Source organism: Pseudomonas sp. Z4-20, assembly GCF_051131955.1.
In the GTDB taxonomy this organism is placed as follows: domain Bacteria; phylum Pseudomonadota; class Gammaproteobacteria; order Pseudomonadales; family Pseudomonadaceae; genus Aquipseudomonas; species Aquipseudomonas marvdashtae.
The window spans coordinates 3709726-3726871 of record NZ_CP071641.1 but is presented as its reverse complement, the minus strand read 5'-3'; the positions used below and the strand labels follow the sequence as shown (position 1 = coordinate 3726871).

Here is a 17146-nt window from a genome sequence, read left to right as displayed (position 1 = left end):
TGTATCTGCAGGTCATGCTAGTTTAATGTCAATTTTTCGTATGCGTGGGCAAAACGCCATTCAGAACATAGAGTTGGCGCCACGTTTTAAAGCGGTTTGCAAATAGCTAAGCCCCTTATTTTTCAGCATTTTTATAGAGGCACGGGATTACATGGAAATCGGTCTGCGCGAGTGGCTGATCGTCATCGGCATCATAGTCATTGCCGGTATTCTTTTTGACGGCTGGCGTCGCATGCGCGGCGGCAAGGGGAAACTCAAGTTTCGCCTGGACCGCAGCCTGTCGAACCTGCCCGATGAGGATGATAGCGCCGAGCTGCTGGGCCCGCCCCGGGTGCTGGACACCCACAAGGAGCCGCAGTTGGACGAGCACGACCTGCCGTCGATGAGCGCGCCTGCGCGTGAGCCGAAGGAGTCGGGTTCCAAGCGTGGCAAGCGCAACAGCGAGCCGTCCCAGGGGGATTTGAACCTCAATCTCGACCTCGATGGCGGCCCGAGCTTCAGCAGCCGCGACGGCGACTTCCCGGACGAGAGCAAGCCATCTGGCAGCGACAAGGAACAGGCCCAGGCCGAAGAAGTGCTGGTGATCAGCGTGATCTGCCGCGATCCGGCCGGCTTCAAGGGCCCGGCACTGCTGCAGAACATTCTGGAAAGTGGCCTGCGTTTCGGCGAGATGGATATTTTCCACCGTCACGAAAGCATGGCCGGCAATGGCGAGGTGCTGTTCTCCATGGCCAACGCCGTCAAGCCTGGCGTCTTCGACCTGGACGACATCGACCATTTCAGCACCCCTGCGGTGAGCTTCTTCCTGGGGCTGCCAGGTCCGCGCCATCCCAAGCAGGCTTTTGACGTAATGGTGGCCGCGGCTCGCAAGCTGTCCCAGGAGCTCAACGGCGAACTGAAGGATGACCAGCGCAGCGTGCTGACCGCCCAGACCATCGAGCATTACCGCCAGCGCATCGTTGAATTCGAGCGCCGGGCGCTGACCCAAAAGCGCTGAAGTCGCCAGAGTCGTTGTGGCTAAGGCTTTTTGTGGCGAGGGAGCTTGCTCCCGCTGGGCCGGGCTGGCGCTCCAGGCGAAGCCCTCCCAAAAAAGTCTTGAAAAAATGAGCAGCCTCGGCTGCTCTTTTGCTTTATGAGAGAACACCATGAACGCCGTCGAAACCCGTATTCAACAGCTGCGTACCGAGCTGGACCAGCATAACTATCGCTACCACGTCCTCGATGAACCCAGCATCCCGGACGCCGAGTATGACCGACTGTTCCACGAGCTCAAGGCCTTGGAGGAGCAGCACCCGGAGCTTGTGACCAGCGACTCTCCCACCCAGCGGGTCGGCAGTGTGGCGCTCTCGGCGTTCAGTCAGGTGCGCCATGAAATACCAATGCTGAGCCTGGGCAACGCCTTCGACGAAACCACCATGCGCGAATTCGACCGGCGGGTAACCGAAGGCCTCGACCTGCCCATGGGCGATCTGCTGGGCGGTGGCGCGGCGGTGGAATATAGCTGCGAGCCGAAGCTCGATGGCCTGGCGGTCAGCCTGTTGTATCAGGACGGCATGCTGGTACGCGGGGCGACGCGTGGTGACGGGACAACGGGCGAGGACATCAGCGTCAACGTCCGCACCGTGCGTAATATTCCGCTCAAGTTGCAGGGCACTGGCTGGCCGCCGGTGTTGGAAGTGCGTGGCGAGGTCTACATGTCCAAGGCCGGTTTCGAGCGGCTCAACGCCACGCAACTGGAGGCGGGCGGCAAGACCTTTGCCAATCCGCGCAACGCGGCGGCGGGCAGCCTGCGCCAGTTGGATTCCAAGATCACCGCCAACCGTCCCCTGGAGTTCTGTTGCTATGGCATCGGCCAGGTGTCCTCGGACATCGCCGACACCCACATCGGCAATCTCAGGCAACTGAAAGCCTGGGGCCTGCCCATCAGTCGCGAATTGAAGTTGGCCCACGGCATCGACGAATGCCTGGACTACTACCATGACATCGGCGAGCGGCGTAATGGGCTGCCCTACGAAATCGACGGCGTCGTGTTCAAGGTCAACAGCATCGCCTCGCAGCGCGAACTGGGTTTCCGCGCCCGGGAGCCGCGCTGGGCCATCGCCCATAAATTCCCCGCCAGCGAAGAACTCACCGAGTTGCTGGACGTGGAATTCCAAGTCGGTCGCACCGGCGCCGTCACGCCTGTGGCCCGGCTCAAGCCGGTCAAGGTCGCCGGCGTGACCGTGGCCAACGCCACGCTGCATAACATGGACGAAGTGGCGCGCCTGGGCCTGATGATCGGTGACACGGTGATCATCCGCCGCGCCGGCGACGTGATCCCGCAAGTGGTGCAAGTCGTCACCGAGCGCCGTCCGGACAACGCCCGTGCGGTGGAGGTGCCCCGGCAATGTCCGGTCTGCGGCTCTCACGTCGAGCGCACACAACTGATCAAGCGCAGCAAGGGCCGTGAGACCGTCAGCGAAGGCGCGGTGTATCGCTGCGTCGGTCGCCTGGCCTGTGGCGCGCAGCTCAAGCAGGCGATCATCCACTTTGTCTCGCGCCGGGCCATGGACATCGAGGGCCTGGGCGAAAAGAGTGTCGAGCAGTTGGTGGATGAAGGCTTGGTGGGCTCACCCGCCGACCTGTACGCGCTGACGTTCGAGCAAGTCGTCGACCTGGAAGGTTTCGCCGAGCTGTCGAGCAAGAACCTGCTGGCGGCCATCGTCGACAGCAAGAAGCCGAGTCTGGCGCGATTCATCTATGCGCTCGGCATACCGGACGTCGGCGAGGAAACCGCCAAGGTCCTGGCCCGCTCCCTCGGTTCGCTGGAGCGCGTGCAAGCCGCCTTGCCTCAAGTGCTCACGTACTTGCCGGACGTCGGCCTGGAAGTCGCCCACGAGATTCACAGTTTCTTTGAAGACTCGCACAATCGCCAGGTCATCAAGGACTTGCTGCGCCATGGGCTCGAGATCCAGGACCAGGGCGAGCTGGGCGCCGAGTTTTCCGCCAGCACCACCCTTGGCGGTTTCCTGGACAAGCTGCACATTCCTTCGGTAGGGCCGGGCGGTGCACAAAAACTCGCGGACAAGTTCGGCTCACTCGAAGCTGTCATGGACGCCGACTGGCTGGACATGCGCCAGGCACTGCCGGAAAAGCAGGCCAATGCTGTGCGCGAATTCTTCGCTATTGCCGCCAACCGCGAGCAGGCCATGGCCGCGGAGCAGCAGCTGCGGGACTTCGGCATGCACTGGCAGAGCGAGAAAAAAGTCGTCGAAGGCTTGCCCGAGGCCGGGCACACCTGGGTACTGACCGGTTCGCTGGAACTGATGAGTCGCGACGTTGCCAAGGACAAATTGGAAAGCCTGGGGGCCAAGGTGGCCGGTTCCGTCTCGGCGAAAACCCACTGCGTCGTGGCAGGGCCTGGGGCAGGCTCGAAGCTGACCAAGGCCAATGAGCTGGGGCTCAAGGTGCTCGATGAACAAGCGTTTGTCGATTTCCTGAGCAAGCATGGCATGACTGTTTGAGTGCGTTGGTTCACGGCGAGCGTTGTCTCGAAGCGGTTGATAGGTGTATAAACACACAAACACCTATCAGGAGAGGAAACGCAATGAATACGGTTCGCTGGAACGTCGCCGTCTCATCCGATACTGACCAGGCGCTTCGGATGTTCCTGGCCAGCCAAGGAGGCGGCCGCAAGGGAGACCTGTCACGCTTCATTGAAGAAGCGGTGCAGGCACATATCCTGGAACTGACGGCAGAGCAGGCCAAGGCGGCCACAGCGAGCGTGAGTGAAGCAGAACTTACCTCAATTGTTGATGAGGCGCTCGACTGGGCCCGTAAGCGCTGATGCGGGTCGTGTTGGATACCAACATTTTATTTAGCGCGCTGATCTCGCCACACGGTGCACCCGATGCGATTTACCGTGCCTGGCGGGCGGCACGTTTCGAAGTGGTGACTTCGCGGATGCAGCTCGATGAAATCCGCAGAGCTAGCCGCTATCCCAAGCTTCAAGCCATCCTTCAACCCGCTAAAGTGGGTGCCATGATCAATAACCTGCAGCGGGCGCTCGTGTTGGAGCGTCTGACCATTGTGGATGAAGCCGATGATCCGGATGACTCGTTTTTGCTCGCCATGGCTTTGGCTGGCGGTGCTGATTATCTAGTGACTGGGGATCGCCGCGCTGGTCTATTGCAGCGTGGGCACATAGAGCGTACCCGGATAGTGACGCCCGGCGTGTTCTGTTCCGAAGTGCTTTGATCTTTGAGCTGTGGTTCGACGAGCATGGGTGGCGCAGAGCATGGAACGATCAAGGGTAGTGGATGATCTAGTCTTGCAGGCTCAAGGGAGAGACCGCCATGTACCGCTTCTTCGAACAACTGAGCTCACGCATCGCCGCGCCGTTCCTGGGCGATCGGTCACGGAACAGCAAGATCTGGCCGTGTCGTTGCGGCCAGTCCTTGTTCTTTCGCAACAGCCAATGCCTGGCATGCCTGGCGGCGCTGGGCTATCAGCCGGAGCAGAGCCGCCTGTCGTCTCTGCAACCCGGCGAGCAACCGGGCACCTGGACCCTGGATGTCGATCCGCAGGCCGGGCTGTTCAGGCGTTGCGCCAATCTTGATACACCAGCGGCCTGCAACTGGCTGTTGCCGGCGAACGGGCATGACACCTTGTGCATCGCCTGCAGCTTGAATCGCACCATTCCAGACTTGTCGGTTGCGGAAAATCCTGAGCGCTGGCGCAAGGTTGAAACCGCCAAGCGGCGCCTGGTGGCCCAGCTGATTACCCTCGGCTTGCCGGTGATTCCCAAGACTGCCGATGAAAACATCGGCCTGGCCTTCGACTTCATCGGTGTCGACCTCGACGGCAAGCCGCCGACCACTGGACATGCCAGTGGGCTGATCACTCTCGATATCAAAGAGGCCGACGATGCCCATCGCGAGCACGTGCGCCAGCAGATGCGCGAGCCGTATCGCACCTTGCTCGGACATTTTCGCCATGAGGTGGGGCACTATTATTGGGATCGATTGGTCGCCGACAGTCATTGGCTGGAGCCATTTCGCGCATTGTTCGGCGATGAGCGCGCCAGCTATTCCGAAGCCCTGGAGCGCCACTATCAGCAAGGCGCGCCGCTGGATTGGCAAACCCGGTACGTCAGCGCCTACGCCACCATGCACCCTTGGGAAGACTGGGCCGAGACCTGGGCCCATTACCTGCACATGATGGACGCGGTCGACACGGCGCTGGGCTTTGGCATGAGCGCCCGGGAAATGGATTTCGACTACCAACCATTCCCACCCGAAACCCTGTTCGACCCGGAGCACGCGGGCGGCGCGGCGTTCCTGTCATTCGTCAACGCCTGGATCGAGTTGGCTGGGATGCTCAACGAACTCTCGCGCAGCATGGGCCAGCCGGATTTCTACCCGTTCGTCGTACCGGCGGCGGTCATCACCAAGCTGCATTTCATCCATCTGGTGATCCAGGAGGAGGGTGGTCGGGCGGATGCGGTGCTGTTGTAGCTGCGCGCACCTACAAGTGCTTGAAGGCCATGAGTTTTTAATCCCGTGCCAACGGTTGTAACTTCCCGCCAGATAGGTACAATGGCGCGGCTCGCCGTCAGGCGGGCGTCGTTATGGTGACCCCATCGGTCCCCCCGCAACGATTACCCGTGAACCTGGTCAGATCCGGAAGGAAGCAGCCACAGCGGGAACATTGTGTGCCGGGGTGTGGCTGGTGGGGTTGCCTCCATAACGCCCAGGCCTTCGTTCGCAAGGTTTGCCCAGTTTCGACCCTCCTACCCTCGACATCTGCGCCGTCATCAACGATTTCAAAATTGTCGTGTCTGCACTTTATGCCGGATGACAGCGGTCGACATGAATTCAAGCTCCGCAGCCAAAGGAACAGGGCCGAACAGGGCCGACCCTTGTTTTCGTCGATCAGTATTGCGCTTTCACATACCCGGAAATCGGCTCATCCAGCAAATCCTGCGGATGATCCCCGCCAAAGGTCGCCCATTTGCTTTTACCAGACAGGACGGTTGATTCCAGCGGTTGCTCTCCTGTCGGTCCGTAAATGGCCAGCTTCACTTCAATTCTGTCGGGGATACCTGACCATTCCGTCGCGCGTTCTTCCCAGTGCAGGATTTGCGGGACGACGTAGTAACCCAACGGGTTGCCTTGTCTCAGACACTCCAGTTCACGACATGAGTTCACAACTGTCACGCGGTTGGAATAAAGAGAGAAGGCTTTCTTGACGGCAGCAGCGGTCATGTCACCGGACGCGGAGTAAGACGTCGTTTCGTAGCGTCCGTCGGCGGGCGTGGCAATTGTGATGGGCAGTTGCCGATCAAGTTTTGCCTCGCTGGTGGATACATCCTGTTGTGCATATTTAGCTGTACAGCCTGTAGCAAGTATCGAAATAAGAATGATCGAAAGTTTATGCACTGTGTTCCCTTTGATTTTCGATTCGCATTGATGAGGCGAGAGGGCATCGTCAAGATGCTGGTCCGATAGCTTGCGTCGGGTTGTCAATGTGCCACCATCTGGCCGGTGGTGCTATCGAAACGTCTTTTTATGCATCAAGACTTGCCCAGCGCCTGGTCAACCGCCGCAATCAGCTTCCCCAGGTCCTTCGAAGTAGCTTTGTGAATGACATTGAACAAGTACGCCCGCTGCTCGTCTTCATCGGCCATGTCGGCGAAAAACGCTTTAGGCTGGACGTCCAATACATTGGCAAGCAGGAATAACGCTTCGACGCTGGGGGTGTAGGTGCCGGTTTCGAAGCGGCTGATGGTTTTCGGGTCAAAACCGGTCTTTTCGCCAAGTTCAGCCTGAGTAAGCCCCGCTACTTTGCGGTAGCGTCTGATGGCTGAGCCCAGACTTGAAATTTGCATCGCTTAATTCCCATTCAGAATCAAGAACTTAACGATAGATTTTCGCATTAGGCAACCGCTTGTTCCATCACCTTGCTTTGCAAAATGTGATGCGTTTCGTAGAATCGGTCTTTGGCACGTGAATTTGGTGATCTGCTTCTGAAGCCGGGCGAGTAAAAGGACCGGGGCTCGCGCTTCTTGCAGCGACACAAGGCGGGGCCTGGAGCATTCAGGTCGCACCGCCAGCGTCCGTGCTCCAGCTTTATCAAGGTATTTGAGCCTGGTTGATTTTCGCCCGTCCGGGGGCGGTGCAACCGCGCGCGCCAAACGAGCCTGACTCATGGATGACTGCTTCGATGGATAAGAAGTACCGCAGGGCCGTTGACGCCGCCGCGATCTTTTCCGAAACCGATTTGAGCGGTCGCATCACTTACGTCAACGATCAATTCTGCGATCTGTTTGGCTTCCGGCGCGATGAGCTGCTGGGGGCGAACCACAGGTTGCTCAATTCCGGCCAGCACCCCAGCGAATTCTTCAGCGCGATGTGGCGCACCATCGCGTTGGGGGAGATCTGGAAGGGCGAGATCTGCAATCGATCCAAGGACGGTACGCTGCACTGGGTCGACACCACCCTGGTACCGATGACTGACGAAGCGACAGGGCTCGTCGAGCGATACCTGGCGATTCGCTTCGATGTCAGCGAAAAGCGCCGGCTGCTGCATTCCCTGCAATGGCGGGTCGGGCACGATGTGCTGACTGGACTGCCCAATCGTACCTACTTGTCCGAACTGCTGGACCAGGCCTTGGAATTTTCCCGGGGAGAGAATCTACCCCTGGCGGTTTGCATGCTTGATCTGGATGGCTTCAAGGCAGTCAACGACGGTTATGGCCACGCCAGCGGTGATCGCTTGCTCGTGGAAGTCGCCAGGCGGTTGCGCAGCATTGTGCGCGGCGACGACGTCGTGGCGCGCCTGGCCGGGGATGAGTTCGTGTTGGTGCTGCGACATGTGTGTGGCATGGACGAATTGCATGCCGCGTTGAATCGGGTGTTGATCGCCGTGTCCATGCCCTATGCCATTGATGGCAAGAGCATCAACGTTTTTGCCAGCATCGGTGTGACGCTGTCTCCCTGGGATAACGAAGACGCCGACACGTTGCTGCGCCACGCCGACCAGGCGATGTACGTGGCCAAGCAGAGCGGTCGCAATCGGTTTCACCTGTTCGACGTGTCCCGGGACAAAGAGGTGCGTGCAACTTACCAGACCGTCGAACGGGTCCGACAGGCCTTGGCCAGCAATGAATTGCGATTGTATTTCCAGCCCAAGGTCAATATGCGCAATGGCACCGTGGTCGGTCTGGAAGCTTTGTTGCGCTGGAAGCATCCGCAGCGTGGCCTGGTGCCGCCACGCGAATTCCTGCCGCTGGTAGAAGAGACGGACCTGATTGTCGAGATCGGCGAATGGGTCATGGGACAAGTGCTGACTCAGCTACAACGATGGCAACAGGTGGGGCAGGGCTGGCCGGTGAGCATCAATATATCGGCCCGCCATTTCCAGCGAGCGGATTTCGTCGAGCGGCTGCAACGGAAGTTGGAGCAGCACCCAGCGGTGTTGCCGCGCATGCTCGACCTGCAGATCGTGGAGTCGGTCGCCGTGGAAAACCTCGCGCACGTCAGCGCCTGTCTACAGGCGTGCCAGGCCTTGGGCGTGGGGTTTTCATTGGGCGGTTTCGGTACGGGCTATTGTTCGCTCAATGACCTCAAGCACCTACATACGCAAACCATCAAGATCGACAAGACCTTCGTGCGCGATATGCTAGATGACCGGGACGATCTTGCGCTGACCGAAGCCGTGATCGGTCTGGCTCGGGCGTTTGGCCGGCAGGTGGTCGCGGAGGGCCTCGACAGTCTTGAGCACGGACAGGTGCTGCTGCGCCTGGGATGTGAAGTGGCGCAAGGCTACTTCATCGCCCGGCCCATGCCCGCCAACCGGGTGCCGGGCTGGGTAAGAAGCTTCGTCCCGCCGCCGCAGTGGCAGAGTCGGCCGGGTGCTCAGGGCGATACGGCGCCGCTCTGAGACCCCTCGCTGCGACCGGTGTAGAGCTGGATGATCGCGTCGATTTCCCCGGACATTTTCATTTTCAGCAAGGTGCGCAGAATGCGTTGCGCTGGAATTTCCGGGTCATTGCGCACATAGCAGCTCAGTTGCTGTTCCTGGAGGACCGCAACCTCATGCAGCTGTCGGTCGGCGCCATGCCGTTGGTTGAACCAATCCAGCGCCCATTGATTGCTGACCGCATAACGATAGCGCCCGGCCAACAGTTTCGCCAACACCTGATCCTGGCTGCGCGCATCGTCGCGCCGCAGATGGCCGCTGTCGAACAAAGGTTGCAAGGTAGGGTAGCGGTAGCTGAGCACGGTGCCGATCGATTGCTGCGCCAGCGCCGCCGGGGCGATTTTTTCGCCGGTGCCGGTCGCGCTGACGAGCACGTCGCGCTGAAAGAACAGCGGAACGCTCCAAAGGTAGTCGGGGCCTTTGTCCTTCACCCAATCAGGCGAGACGTAACAGCGCATGTCTATTTCGCCATGTTCCATGGCGCTGTCCAGTCGTGCGCGAGCCAGGACATGAAATTGCGCAGGCATGCCCACCCGGGTTGCCAGGCTGGTCATGATGTCCGGCAGGATGCCTTGGGTCGGGTGGCCTCGCTCGATCTGCACCATGGGCATGGCCCAGCCGTCGGTAATGGCGAAACGCAAGGGGACCTCGTCGGCGAAACATCCCGTAGTCAACAGCAGCAAAGCCCCCATGGCCGAACGCATAAACTCTCCTGACAGTGCCCAACCGTGTCGACAACCGAGCCTTCAGGTCCAAGCTTAGCCACATTAGACGAGCACACCGGATGCAATTTCGCCCCTGCTCCGCTAGCATTAGCCGCTTATGTTCCTTCGTTGCGACGGTTTTCGATGAGTTATCAGGTTCTTGCACGTAAATGGCGTCCGCGCTCGTTCCGCGAAATGGTCGGCCAGACCCATGTGCTCAAGGCTCTGATCAATGCCTTGGACAGCCAGCGGCTGCACCATGCCTACCTGTTCACCGGCACCCGGGGCGTGGGCAAGACCACCATTGCGCGGATCATCGCCAAGTGCCTGAACTGTGAAACCGGCATCACTTCGACCCCCTGCGGCGAATGCTCGGTTTGCCGGGAAATCGACGAAGGTCGTTTCGTCGACCTGATCGAGATCGACGCCGCCAGCCGCACCAAGGTCGAAGACACCCGTGAGTTGCTCGACAACGTCCAGTACGCGCCGAGCCGTGGGCGCTTCAAGGTCTACCTGATCGACGAAGTGCACATGCTCTCCAGCCATTCCTTCAATGCGTTGCTCAAGACCCTCGAAGAACCGCCGCCCTACGTCAAGTTCATCCTGGCGACCACCGATCCGCAGAAACTTCCTGCAACGATTCTCTCGCGGTGCCTGCAGTTCTCCCTGAAGAACATGACGCCGGAACGGGTCGTCGAGCATTTGACCCACGTCCTGGGCGTCGAGAACGTGCCGTTCGAAGACGACGCGCTGTGGCTGCTGGGCCGCGCCGCCGACGGTTCGATGCGCGACGCCATGAGCTTGACCGACCAGGCCATCGCTTTCGGTGAAGGCAAGGTCATGTCCGCCGATGTGCGCGCCATGCTCGGCACTCTCGATCACGGCCAGGTCTACGACGTGCTGCATGCGCTGATCGAAGGCGACGCGAAGGCGCTCCTCGAAGCGGTGCGTCACCTGGCCGAGCAGGGGCCGGACTGGAATGGCGTGCTCTCGGAAATCCTCAATGTGCTGCACCGTGTCGCCATCGCCCAGGCGTTGCCGGACGGCGTTGACAACGGTCATGGCGACCGCGATCGCGTATTGGCCCTGGCCCAGGTGCTGCCGGCCGAAGACGTGCAGTTCTATTACCAGATGGGCTTGATCGGCCGCCGCGACCTGCCTTTGGCACCGGACCCGCGAGGCGGCTTCGAAATGGTGCTGCTGCGAATGCTCGCGTTCCGGCCCGCCGATACGCCGGAAGCGCCGAGACAGGTGCTAAAGCCAGTGGGGATCAGCCAGGCCACAGCTGATTCCGCCAAGCCAGTGGCTGCCACGCCCAATGTCGCGTCGGCAGCGGCTTCTGCTCCGGCCGCAGTGGCGCCTGTCGCCCAACCGGCCCCGAATCCTGTCGTTACCATGCCTGAACCGGAGCCCGAACCGGAGCCGGTCGTTGAGGCGTTGCCCCAGCCTGTCGCCGAAGAAGTCATCGATCTGCCCTGGAACGACCCGGTCGAGCCGGAGGTCGTCCTGCAGCCTGCTGTGGAACCGGTGCTGGAAACGGTCGCCGAGCAGCCCGAATTGCCGCCCATGCCCATGCCGACGCCGGACAGCGTGGTGCCCGACGCGCCCGAGTGGGTCGCCGCGCCGGTGCCCGAGCCGACGGTGGCGGACGTCGATGTCGCCACGCCGGGCAGCGACCTGGATGACGAGCCGCCGTTGGACGAGGATTACATCGAGCCGGACATGGATTCGGCCTACAGCTACCTGGACGACCTGGCCAGCGAGCATGCCGCCGAGCCAGCACCGGAGCCCGAGCCGGAACCCGCGGCGATGCCAGCCACAGGGCTGGCCTTGCAATGGCTGGAGCTGTTCCCGAAACTGCCGATCAGCGGCATGACAGGCAGCATCGCTGCAAACTGCACGTTGATTTCCGTGGAAGGCGACCACTGGCTGTTGCACCTGGACCCGGCCCACAGCGCGCTGTTCAATGCGACCCAACAGCGTCGTCTCAACGATGCGCTGAACCAATACCACCAGCGCCCCCTGACGTTGACCATCGAGCTGATCAAGCCCGAGCAGGAAACCCCGGCACAGGCTGCGTCCCGCCGCCGTGCCGACCGTCAGCGCGAGGCGGAGGAGTCGATCCACGGCGATCCGTTCATCCAGCAGATGATGCAACAGTTCGGCGCCGTGGTCCGTCACGATACTATCGAACCTGTCGAGGCCCCGGTCACCCAGGGCTCATAACTGAAAGCGCCGGGCCGAACGCCGGGCGCTGTGTTTATTCACGTACTTTCGAGGTGATTCCCATGATGAAAGGTGGCATGGCCGGCCTGATGAAGCAGGCGCAGCAGATGCAGGAAAAAATGGCCAAGATGCAGGAAGAGCTGGCCAACGCTGAAGTCACCGGCAAGTCCGGCGGCGACATGGTGACCGTGGTCATGACCGGGCGCCACGACATCAAGCGCGTCAGCATCGACCCAAGCGTGGTCGAAGGCTTGAGCGAAGATGACAAGGAAATGCTCGAAGCCCTGTTCGCCGCCGCCGTCAACGACGCCGTGCGCAAGATCGAAGCCAACAGCCAGGACAAGATGTCCGGCATGACCGCTGGCATGCAGTTGCCGCCGGGCATGAAACTGCCGTTCTGATTCGCCATCCCGATCGGGATGGGCTACACACAATGCCAGGCATCGCGCCTGGCATTTTTGTTTGCGCTATGCAGCCGGTCACTGGCGCCGTTCGGCTGAACAAACATCGAACGCCGCCCCTTCGGCAATGGTCTGCTCCCTATACGTGCCCGTAACGAACAAGGAGACGCTTGCATGTCGATTTCCAACCAGCGCATCGTCCTGGCTTCCCGCCCGGAAGGTGCGCCCATCCCTGAAAACTTTCGTCTCGAACACGTCACGCTGCCGGACCTGGCGCAGGGACAGATCCTGCTCAAGACGCTGTTCCTGTCGCTGGATCCCTACATGCGCGGACGCATGAGCGACGCACCTTCCTACGCCGCGCCGGTGCAAATCGACGAGGTGATGACCGGTGGCGCCGTCAGCCGCGTGGAGCGCTCGATGCATCCCAAGTTCCAGGAAGGCGATCTGGTGGTGGGTGCAACGGGTTGGCAAAGCCACTGCATCAGTGACGGCCGCAATGTCATTCCCATCCCCTCGGGATTGCCTAGCCCTTCAATGGCCCTGGGGGTTCTGGGGATGCCGGGCATGACCGCCTACATGGGTCTGATGGACATCGGCCAACCCAAGGCAGGGGAAACCCTGGTGGTTGCCGCGGCGTCGGGAGCGGTCGGTTCAGTGGTCGGCCAGGTGGCGAAGATCAAGGGCCTGCGCGTGGTGGGCGTGGCCGGCGGAAGCGAGAAGTGCAAATACGTGGTCGACGAGCTGGGGTTCGACGCCTGCGTCGATCATCGAAGCGAAAATTTTGCGCAAGAACTGGCCCGGGCCTGCGACCAGGGCATCGACATCTATTACGAAAATGTCGGTGGCAAAGTCTTCGACGCGGTGGTGCCGCTGCTCAATGCCAAGGCCCGCATCCCGCTCTGCGGATTGATCGCCTCCTACAACGATCGTCAGCCGTCGAGTGGCCCGGATCGTCTGCCGCAGTTGCAGCGCACGCTGCTGACCAAGCGCGTGCGTATCCAGGGCTTCATCGTGTTTGATGACTACGGTGATCGCCAGCCGGAATTCATCAGCGCCATGGCGCCCTGGGTGCGCGACGGCAGGGTCAAGTTCCGCGAAGACCTTGTCGACGGTCTCCAGAACGCGCCACAGGCATTTATCGGTCTGCTGGAAGGGCGCAACTTCGGCAAGTTGGTCGTGCGGGTGGCGCGCGATTGAGTATTTGACGCTAATCGGAGGCGCGGGTATAAACCGCGTCTCGTTGTTATGTCGGACGTTTCCTCCATGAGCTTCAGCCCTTTGATCCGTCAACTGATCGATGCCCTGCGAACTTTGCCGGGTGTCGGTCAGAAAACCGCCCAGCGCATGGCGTTGCAATTGCTTGAGCGTGATCGCAGTGGCGGCTCACGCCTGGCCCAGGCCTTGAGCCAGGCGATGGAAGGGGTAGGGCATTGCCGCTTGTGCCGCACCCTGACGGAAGACGACCTTTGTCCGCAATGCGCCGACCCGCGTCGGGACGACAGCCTGCTCTGCGTGGTGGAGGGGCCGATGGACGTGTACGCGGTGGAGCAGACCGGTTTCCGTGGTCGCTACTTCGTGCTCAAGGGCCATTTATCGCCGCTCGACGGGCTAGGGCCGGAGGCCATTGGCATTCCGCAACTGATGGCGCGGGTCGAGGAGGCGGGTACGTTTACCGAAGTCATCCTTGCCACGAACCCGACGGTCGAAGGCGAAGCCACCGCCCACTACATTGCCCAACTGCTGAGCAACAAAGGCCTGGTCGCCTCCCGCATCGCCCACGGCGTGCCCCTGGGCGGCGAGTTGGAGTTAGTGGATGGTGGGACATTGGCGCATTCGTTTGCCGGGCGCAAGCCGATCGCGTTGTAACGTGTGAAGCGAGCAGGCTCGCTTCCACACGTTCTACCGTCGGGCGCCGATTATCGTTCGCTGAGCGAAAACTGCGTCAGGCAAAACGTCGGTATCCCCATGTCTTCCAGGCGCTGGGAGCCGAGCAGTTCTGGCAAATCGATTATCGCCGCCGCTTCATGGACCTTCGCGCCCATGCGGTGGATCAGGTTGGCCGCGGCGATCAGCGTGCCGCCCGTGGCGATCAGGTCATCGAACATCACCACCGAATCACCCTCGCACAGGCTGTCGGCGTGAACTTCCAGGAAGGCCTCGCCGTATTCGGTCTGGTAGCCCTCGGCCAATACGTCGGCCGGCAGCTTGCCTTGCTTGCGGAACAGCACCAGCGGCTTGTTCAGTTGATAGGCCAGGATCGAGCCAATCAGGAAACCTCGCGCATCCATCGCGCCGATATGCGTGAACCCGGCCTCGACATAGCGATGGGCAAAGCTGTCCATCACCAGCCGCAGCGCGGTGGGCGACTGGAACAACGGAGTAATGTCGCGAAAGATCACGCCGGGCTTGGGGAAGTCAATAACGGGGCGGATCAGGGATTTGATGTCGAAGGAGTCGAAGACCATCGTCGAAGTGTCCTGGCTGGCTGCAAACGCCGCAGTATAGCGCGGCGGGGCGAAAGCCTCAGCCGCGCAGGCGTATCAGCCTTCTACCGAGCCGCCAGCCAGGGCGCAAAGCTGGATCGGGTCGAGGATGTGGATTTCCTTGCCTTCGGCGGCGATCAATTCATTCTGCTGGAAACGGGTAAACACCCGAGACACGGTTTCCACCGCCAGGCCCAGGTAGTTGCCGATTTCGTTGCGCGACATGCTCAGGCGAAACTGATTGGCGGAAAACCCACGGGCACGAAAGCGTGCCGAGAGGTTGACGAGGAACGTGGCGATGCGTTCGTCGGCGGTTTTCTTCGAGAGCAACAGCATCATCTGCTGGTCGTCACGGATTTCCCGACTCATCACCCGCATCAATTGACGGCGCAGTTGCGGTAACTGCACGGACAGCTCGTCGAGACGATCAAAAGGAATTTCGCAGACCGAGGTGGTTTCCAGCGCTTGGGCCGAGACCGGGTGGCTCTCGGTGTCCATGCCCGACAGGCCCACCAGTTCGCTGGGCAAGTGGAAACCCGTGAGCTGCTCTTCGCCGCCGTCGCTCAGATTGAAGGTCTTCAAGGCGCCCGAGCGTACGGCAAAGACCGAATTGAAGGCATCGCCCTGGCGAAACAGAAACTCGCCTTTCTTCAATGGACGTCCGCGTTTGACGATGTCGTCCAGCGCGTCCATGTCCTCCAGATTCAATGAAAGTGGCAGGCACAGGGGGGCCAGGCTGCAGTCCTTGCAGTGTGCCTGGTTATGAGCGCGCGATTTGACTGGCTCGGACATTTCTTAAATCCTTGTGGGAAAACACACATAAGCCGTAAGGGTAACCCAGCATACTAACTCCGGCCAGCGCGGTATCACCGTCAAATTGTCGCGCTCAGATGACGCGGGAAAAACGCTGTCGGTTCTGATGCTCCAGATACACGTCGAACACCATGCAGACCGAGCGCACCAGCAACCGCCCGGCGGGTAATACCTTGATGTGCGTATTCGTCAATTCGATCAGCCCGTCGTCGGCCATTGCCTGTAGTTGCGGCCATATCGAGGCGAAATACTCGCAAAAATCGATATTGAAGGCCTGCTCGATCTCGGCGAACGCCAACGTGAACTGGCAGGTCAGTTGTTGGATTACCGCCCGTCGCGCCCGGTCGTCAGCGTTGCACACCAGCCCGCGATTGGTCGTCAGTTGCCCGTCGGACAGGGTGTTCTGGTAGTGGCTCAAATCGCTGCTGTTCTGGCAGTAGAGGTCGCCGATCTGGCTGATGGCCGACACGCCCAGACCGACCAGGTCGCAATGACCATGGGTGGTATAGCCCTGGAAGTTGCGCTGCAAGGTCGCTTCTTCCTGGGCGATTGCCAGTTCGTCGTCGGGCAGGGCGAAGTGATCCATGCCGATGTAGCGATAACCGGCGGCGGTCAGCTGTTCGAGGGTGCCTTGCAGCATCGCCAGTTTCTGGGGCGGGTTCGGCAGGTCCTGGCTGTTGATGCGCCGCTGGGGCATGAAGCGTTCCGGCAGGTGGGCATAGTTGAACACCGACAGGCGGTCCGGTTGCAGGCTGATAACTTCCTCGACAGTGCGGGCAAAGCTTTCCGGGGTTTGCTTGGGCAAGCCGTAAATCAAATCGATGTTGATCGAACGAAACTGCAGGGTCCGGGCGGCTTCGACCACGGCGCGGGTTTCTTCCAGGCTTTGCAGGCGATTGATGGCGCGCTGCACGGCCGGGTCAAGATCCTGCAGGCCGATGCTGACCCGGTTGAAGCCCAGCTCCCGCAGCAGTCCCATGGTCGACCAGTCGGCTTCCCGAGGGTCTATTTCAATGCCGTAGTCGCCGGAATCGTCGTCCACCAAGTTCAAGTGTTTGCGCAGCTTGGCCATCAACTGACGCAACTCGGCATGGCTGAGAAAGGTCGGCGTACCGCCGCCAAGGTGCAGCTGTTCCACGCGCTGGGCCGGGTCCAGGTGGCAACCGATCAGTTGGATTTCCTGCTCCAGGCGTTGCAGATAGACATGGGCCCGGCCGCGATCCTTGGTGATGACTTTGTTGCAGGCGCAGTAGTAGCAAATATTGGCGCAGAACGGCACGTGTACATACAGCGACAGCGGCTTGAGCGCTTTGCGGCTATCGCGCAGGGCGTGGAGCAAATCGAAACTGCCCACTTGGCCGGCAAACTGCGCCGCGGTCGGGTACGAGGTGTAGCGTGGGCCCGCCAGGTCGTAGCGGCGGATCAGGTCTGAGTCCCAACGAATGGCGTCGAGCATGCGGGCGTTCCCCGGATAGGCTGGCATGCTTGAAAGTTTATCGGGGCGGTGGAAGGAGCGTGTTGATTTACGTCAACAGGGCAAGCCCGCTGCCAACGT

16 protein-coding genes and 1 other RNA gene are annotated in these 17146 nt (G+C 60.7%); 11 read left to right on the top strand and 6 right to left on the bottom strand.

The annotated features are described in order from the left end of the window. Nucleotides 1–151: 151 nt before the first annotated feature. The 6 genes from zipA to ffs all read left to right on the top strand — a co-directional run bounded on the left by zipA (nt 152) and on the right by ffs (nt 5715). Nucleotides 152–997 (top strand): cell division protein ZipA, encoded by an 846-nt coding sequence (zipA, locus tag J3P82_RS16895; protein WP_434557865.1) that lies wholly within the window; start codon nt 152–154, stop codon nt 995–997. 148 nt (nt 998–1145) lie between these two features. After that, nucleotides 1146–3503: an NAD-dependent DNA ligase LigA gene (gene ligA, locus J3P82_RS16890; protein ID WP_434557864.1), complete on the top strand. Its 2358-nt coding sequence runs from the start codon at nt 1146–1148 to the stop codon at nt 3501–3503. 83 nt (nt 3504–3586) lie between these two features. Beyond that, on the top strand, nt 3587–3826 hold the full coding sequence (locus J3P82_RS16885) for a ribbon-helix-helix domain-containing protein (protein ID WP_434557863.1): 240 nt from the start codon (nt 3587–3589) through the stop codon (nt 3824–3826). Further along, nucleotides 3826–4236, top strand: a complete 411-nt coding sequence (locus J3P82_RS16880) for a putative toxin-antitoxin system toxin component, PIN family (RefSeq protein ID WP_434557862.1) — start codon at nt 3826–3828, stop codon at nt 4234–4236. The genes J3P82_RS16885 and J3P82_RS16880 overlap by 1 nt, the downstream gene beginning before the upstream one ends. A gap of 98 nt (nt 4237–4334) precedes the next feature. Beyond that, nucleotides 4335–5495, top strand: a complete 1161-nt coding sequence (locus tag J3P82_RS16875) for a zinc-binding metallopeptidase family protein (protein WP_186636644.1) — start codon at nt 4335–4337, stop codon at nt 5493–5495. Between the two features lie 123 nt (nt 5496–5618). After that, an RNA gene (gene ffs, locus J3P82_RS16870) (signal recognition particle sRNA small type) lies at nt 5619–5715 on the top strand. 197 nt (nt 5716–5912) lie between these two features. Here the strand turns inward: ffs and J3P82_RS16865 are convergent. Together J3P82_RS16865 and J3P82_RS16860 are read right to left on the bottom strand one after the other, a co-directional pair. Continuing rightward, nucleotides 5913–6506: a DUF4823 domain-containing protein gene (locus J3P82_RS16865; RefSeq protein WP_434557861.1), complete on the bottom strand. Its 594-nt coding sequence runs from the start codon at nt 6504–6506 to the stop codon at nt 5913–5915. Nucleotides 6507–6553: 47 nt separating this feature from the next. Next, nucleotides 6554–6868, bottom strand: a complete 315-nt coding sequence (locus tag J3P82_RS16860) for a helix-turn-helix domain-containing protein (protein ID WP_434557860.1) — start codon at nt 6866–6868, stop codon at nt 6554–6556. A gap of 335 nt (nt 6869–7203) precedes the next feature. Here J3P82_RS16860 and J3P82_RS16855 point away from each other — a divergent pair, with 335 nt between their 5' ends. Beyond that, the gene (locus J3P82_RS16855) at nt 7204–8922 is read left to right on the top strand and encodes a putative bifunctional diguanylate cyclase/phosphodiesterase (RefSeq protein WP_434557859.1); all 1719 of its coding nucleotides are present in this window, start codon (nt 7204–7206) and stop codon (nt 8920–8922) included. Here the strand turns inward: J3P82_RS16855 and J3P82_RS16850 are convergent. Further along, on the bottom strand, nt 8898–9665 hold the full coding sequence (locus tag J3P82_RS16850) for a substrate-binding periplasmic protein (RefSeq protein WP_434557858.1): 768 nt from the start codon (nt 9663–9665) through the stop codon (nt 8898–8900). The genes J3P82_RS16855 and J3P82_RS16850 overlap by 25 nt on opposite strands. 144 nt (nt 9666–9809) lie before the next feature. On the opposite strand from J3P82_RS16850, the gene dnaX reads away from it, so the two are divergent. The 4 genes from dnaX to recR all read left to right on the top strand — a co-directional run bounded on the left by dnaX (nt 9810) and on the right by recR (nt 14161). After that, a complete protein-coding gene (gene dnaX / locus J3P82_RS16845) occupies nt 9810–11891 on the top strand; it encodes a DNA polymerase III subunit gamma/tau (protein WP_434557857.1) in 2082 nt (693 codons plus the stop codon). A gap of 62 nt (nt 11892–11953) precedes the next feature. Further along, complete coding sequence (locus tag J3P82_RS16840) at nt 11954–12292, top strand: YbaB/EbfC family nucleoid-associated protein (protein ID WP_003183512.1); 339 nt, start codon at nt 11954–11956, stop codon at nt 12290–12292. Nucleotides 12293–12466: 174 nt separating this feature from the next. Beyond that, nucleotides 12467–13492 (top strand): NADP-dependent oxidoreductase, encoded by a 1026-nt coding sequence (locus J3P82_RS16835; protein ID WP_434557856.1) that lies wholly within the window; start codon nt 12467–12469, stop codon nt 13490–13492. A gap of 66 nt (nt 13493–13558) precedes the next feature. After that, nucleotides 13559–14161, top strand: coding sequence for a recombination mediator RecR (recR, locus tag J3P82_RS16830; RefSeq protein WP_186636627.1), 603 nt, complete (start codon nt 13559–13561; stop codon nt 14159–14161). A gap of 50 nt (nt 14162–14211) precedes the next feature. Here the strand turns inward: recR and J3P82_RS16825 are convergent, their stop codons facing one another. The 3 genes from J3P82_RS16825 to hemN form a co-directional block, all read right to left on the bottom strand. Beyond that, on the bottom strand, nt 14212–14760 hold the full coding sequence (locus J3P82_RS16825) for an adenine phosphoribosyltransferase (RefSeq protein WP_186636626.1): 549 nt from the start codon (nt 14758–14760) through the stop codon (nt 14212–14214). A gap of 75 nt (nt 14761–14835) precedes the next feature. Further along, nucleotides 14836–15570, bottom strand: coding sequence for a fumarate/nitrate reduction transcriptional regulator Fnr (gene fnr, locus J3P82_RS16820; RefSeq protein ID WP_434557855.1), 735 nt, complete (start codon nt 15568–15570; stop codon nt 14836–14838). A gap of 94 nt (nt 15571–15664) precedes the next feature. Continuing rightward, a complete protein-coding gene (hemN, locus tag J3P82_RS16815) occupies nt 15665–17047 on the bottom strand; it encodes an oxygen-independent coproporphyrinogen III oxidase (RefSeq protein ID WP_434557854.1) in 1383 nt (460 codons plus the stop codon). Nucleotides 17048–17146 lie beyond the last annotated feature (99 nt).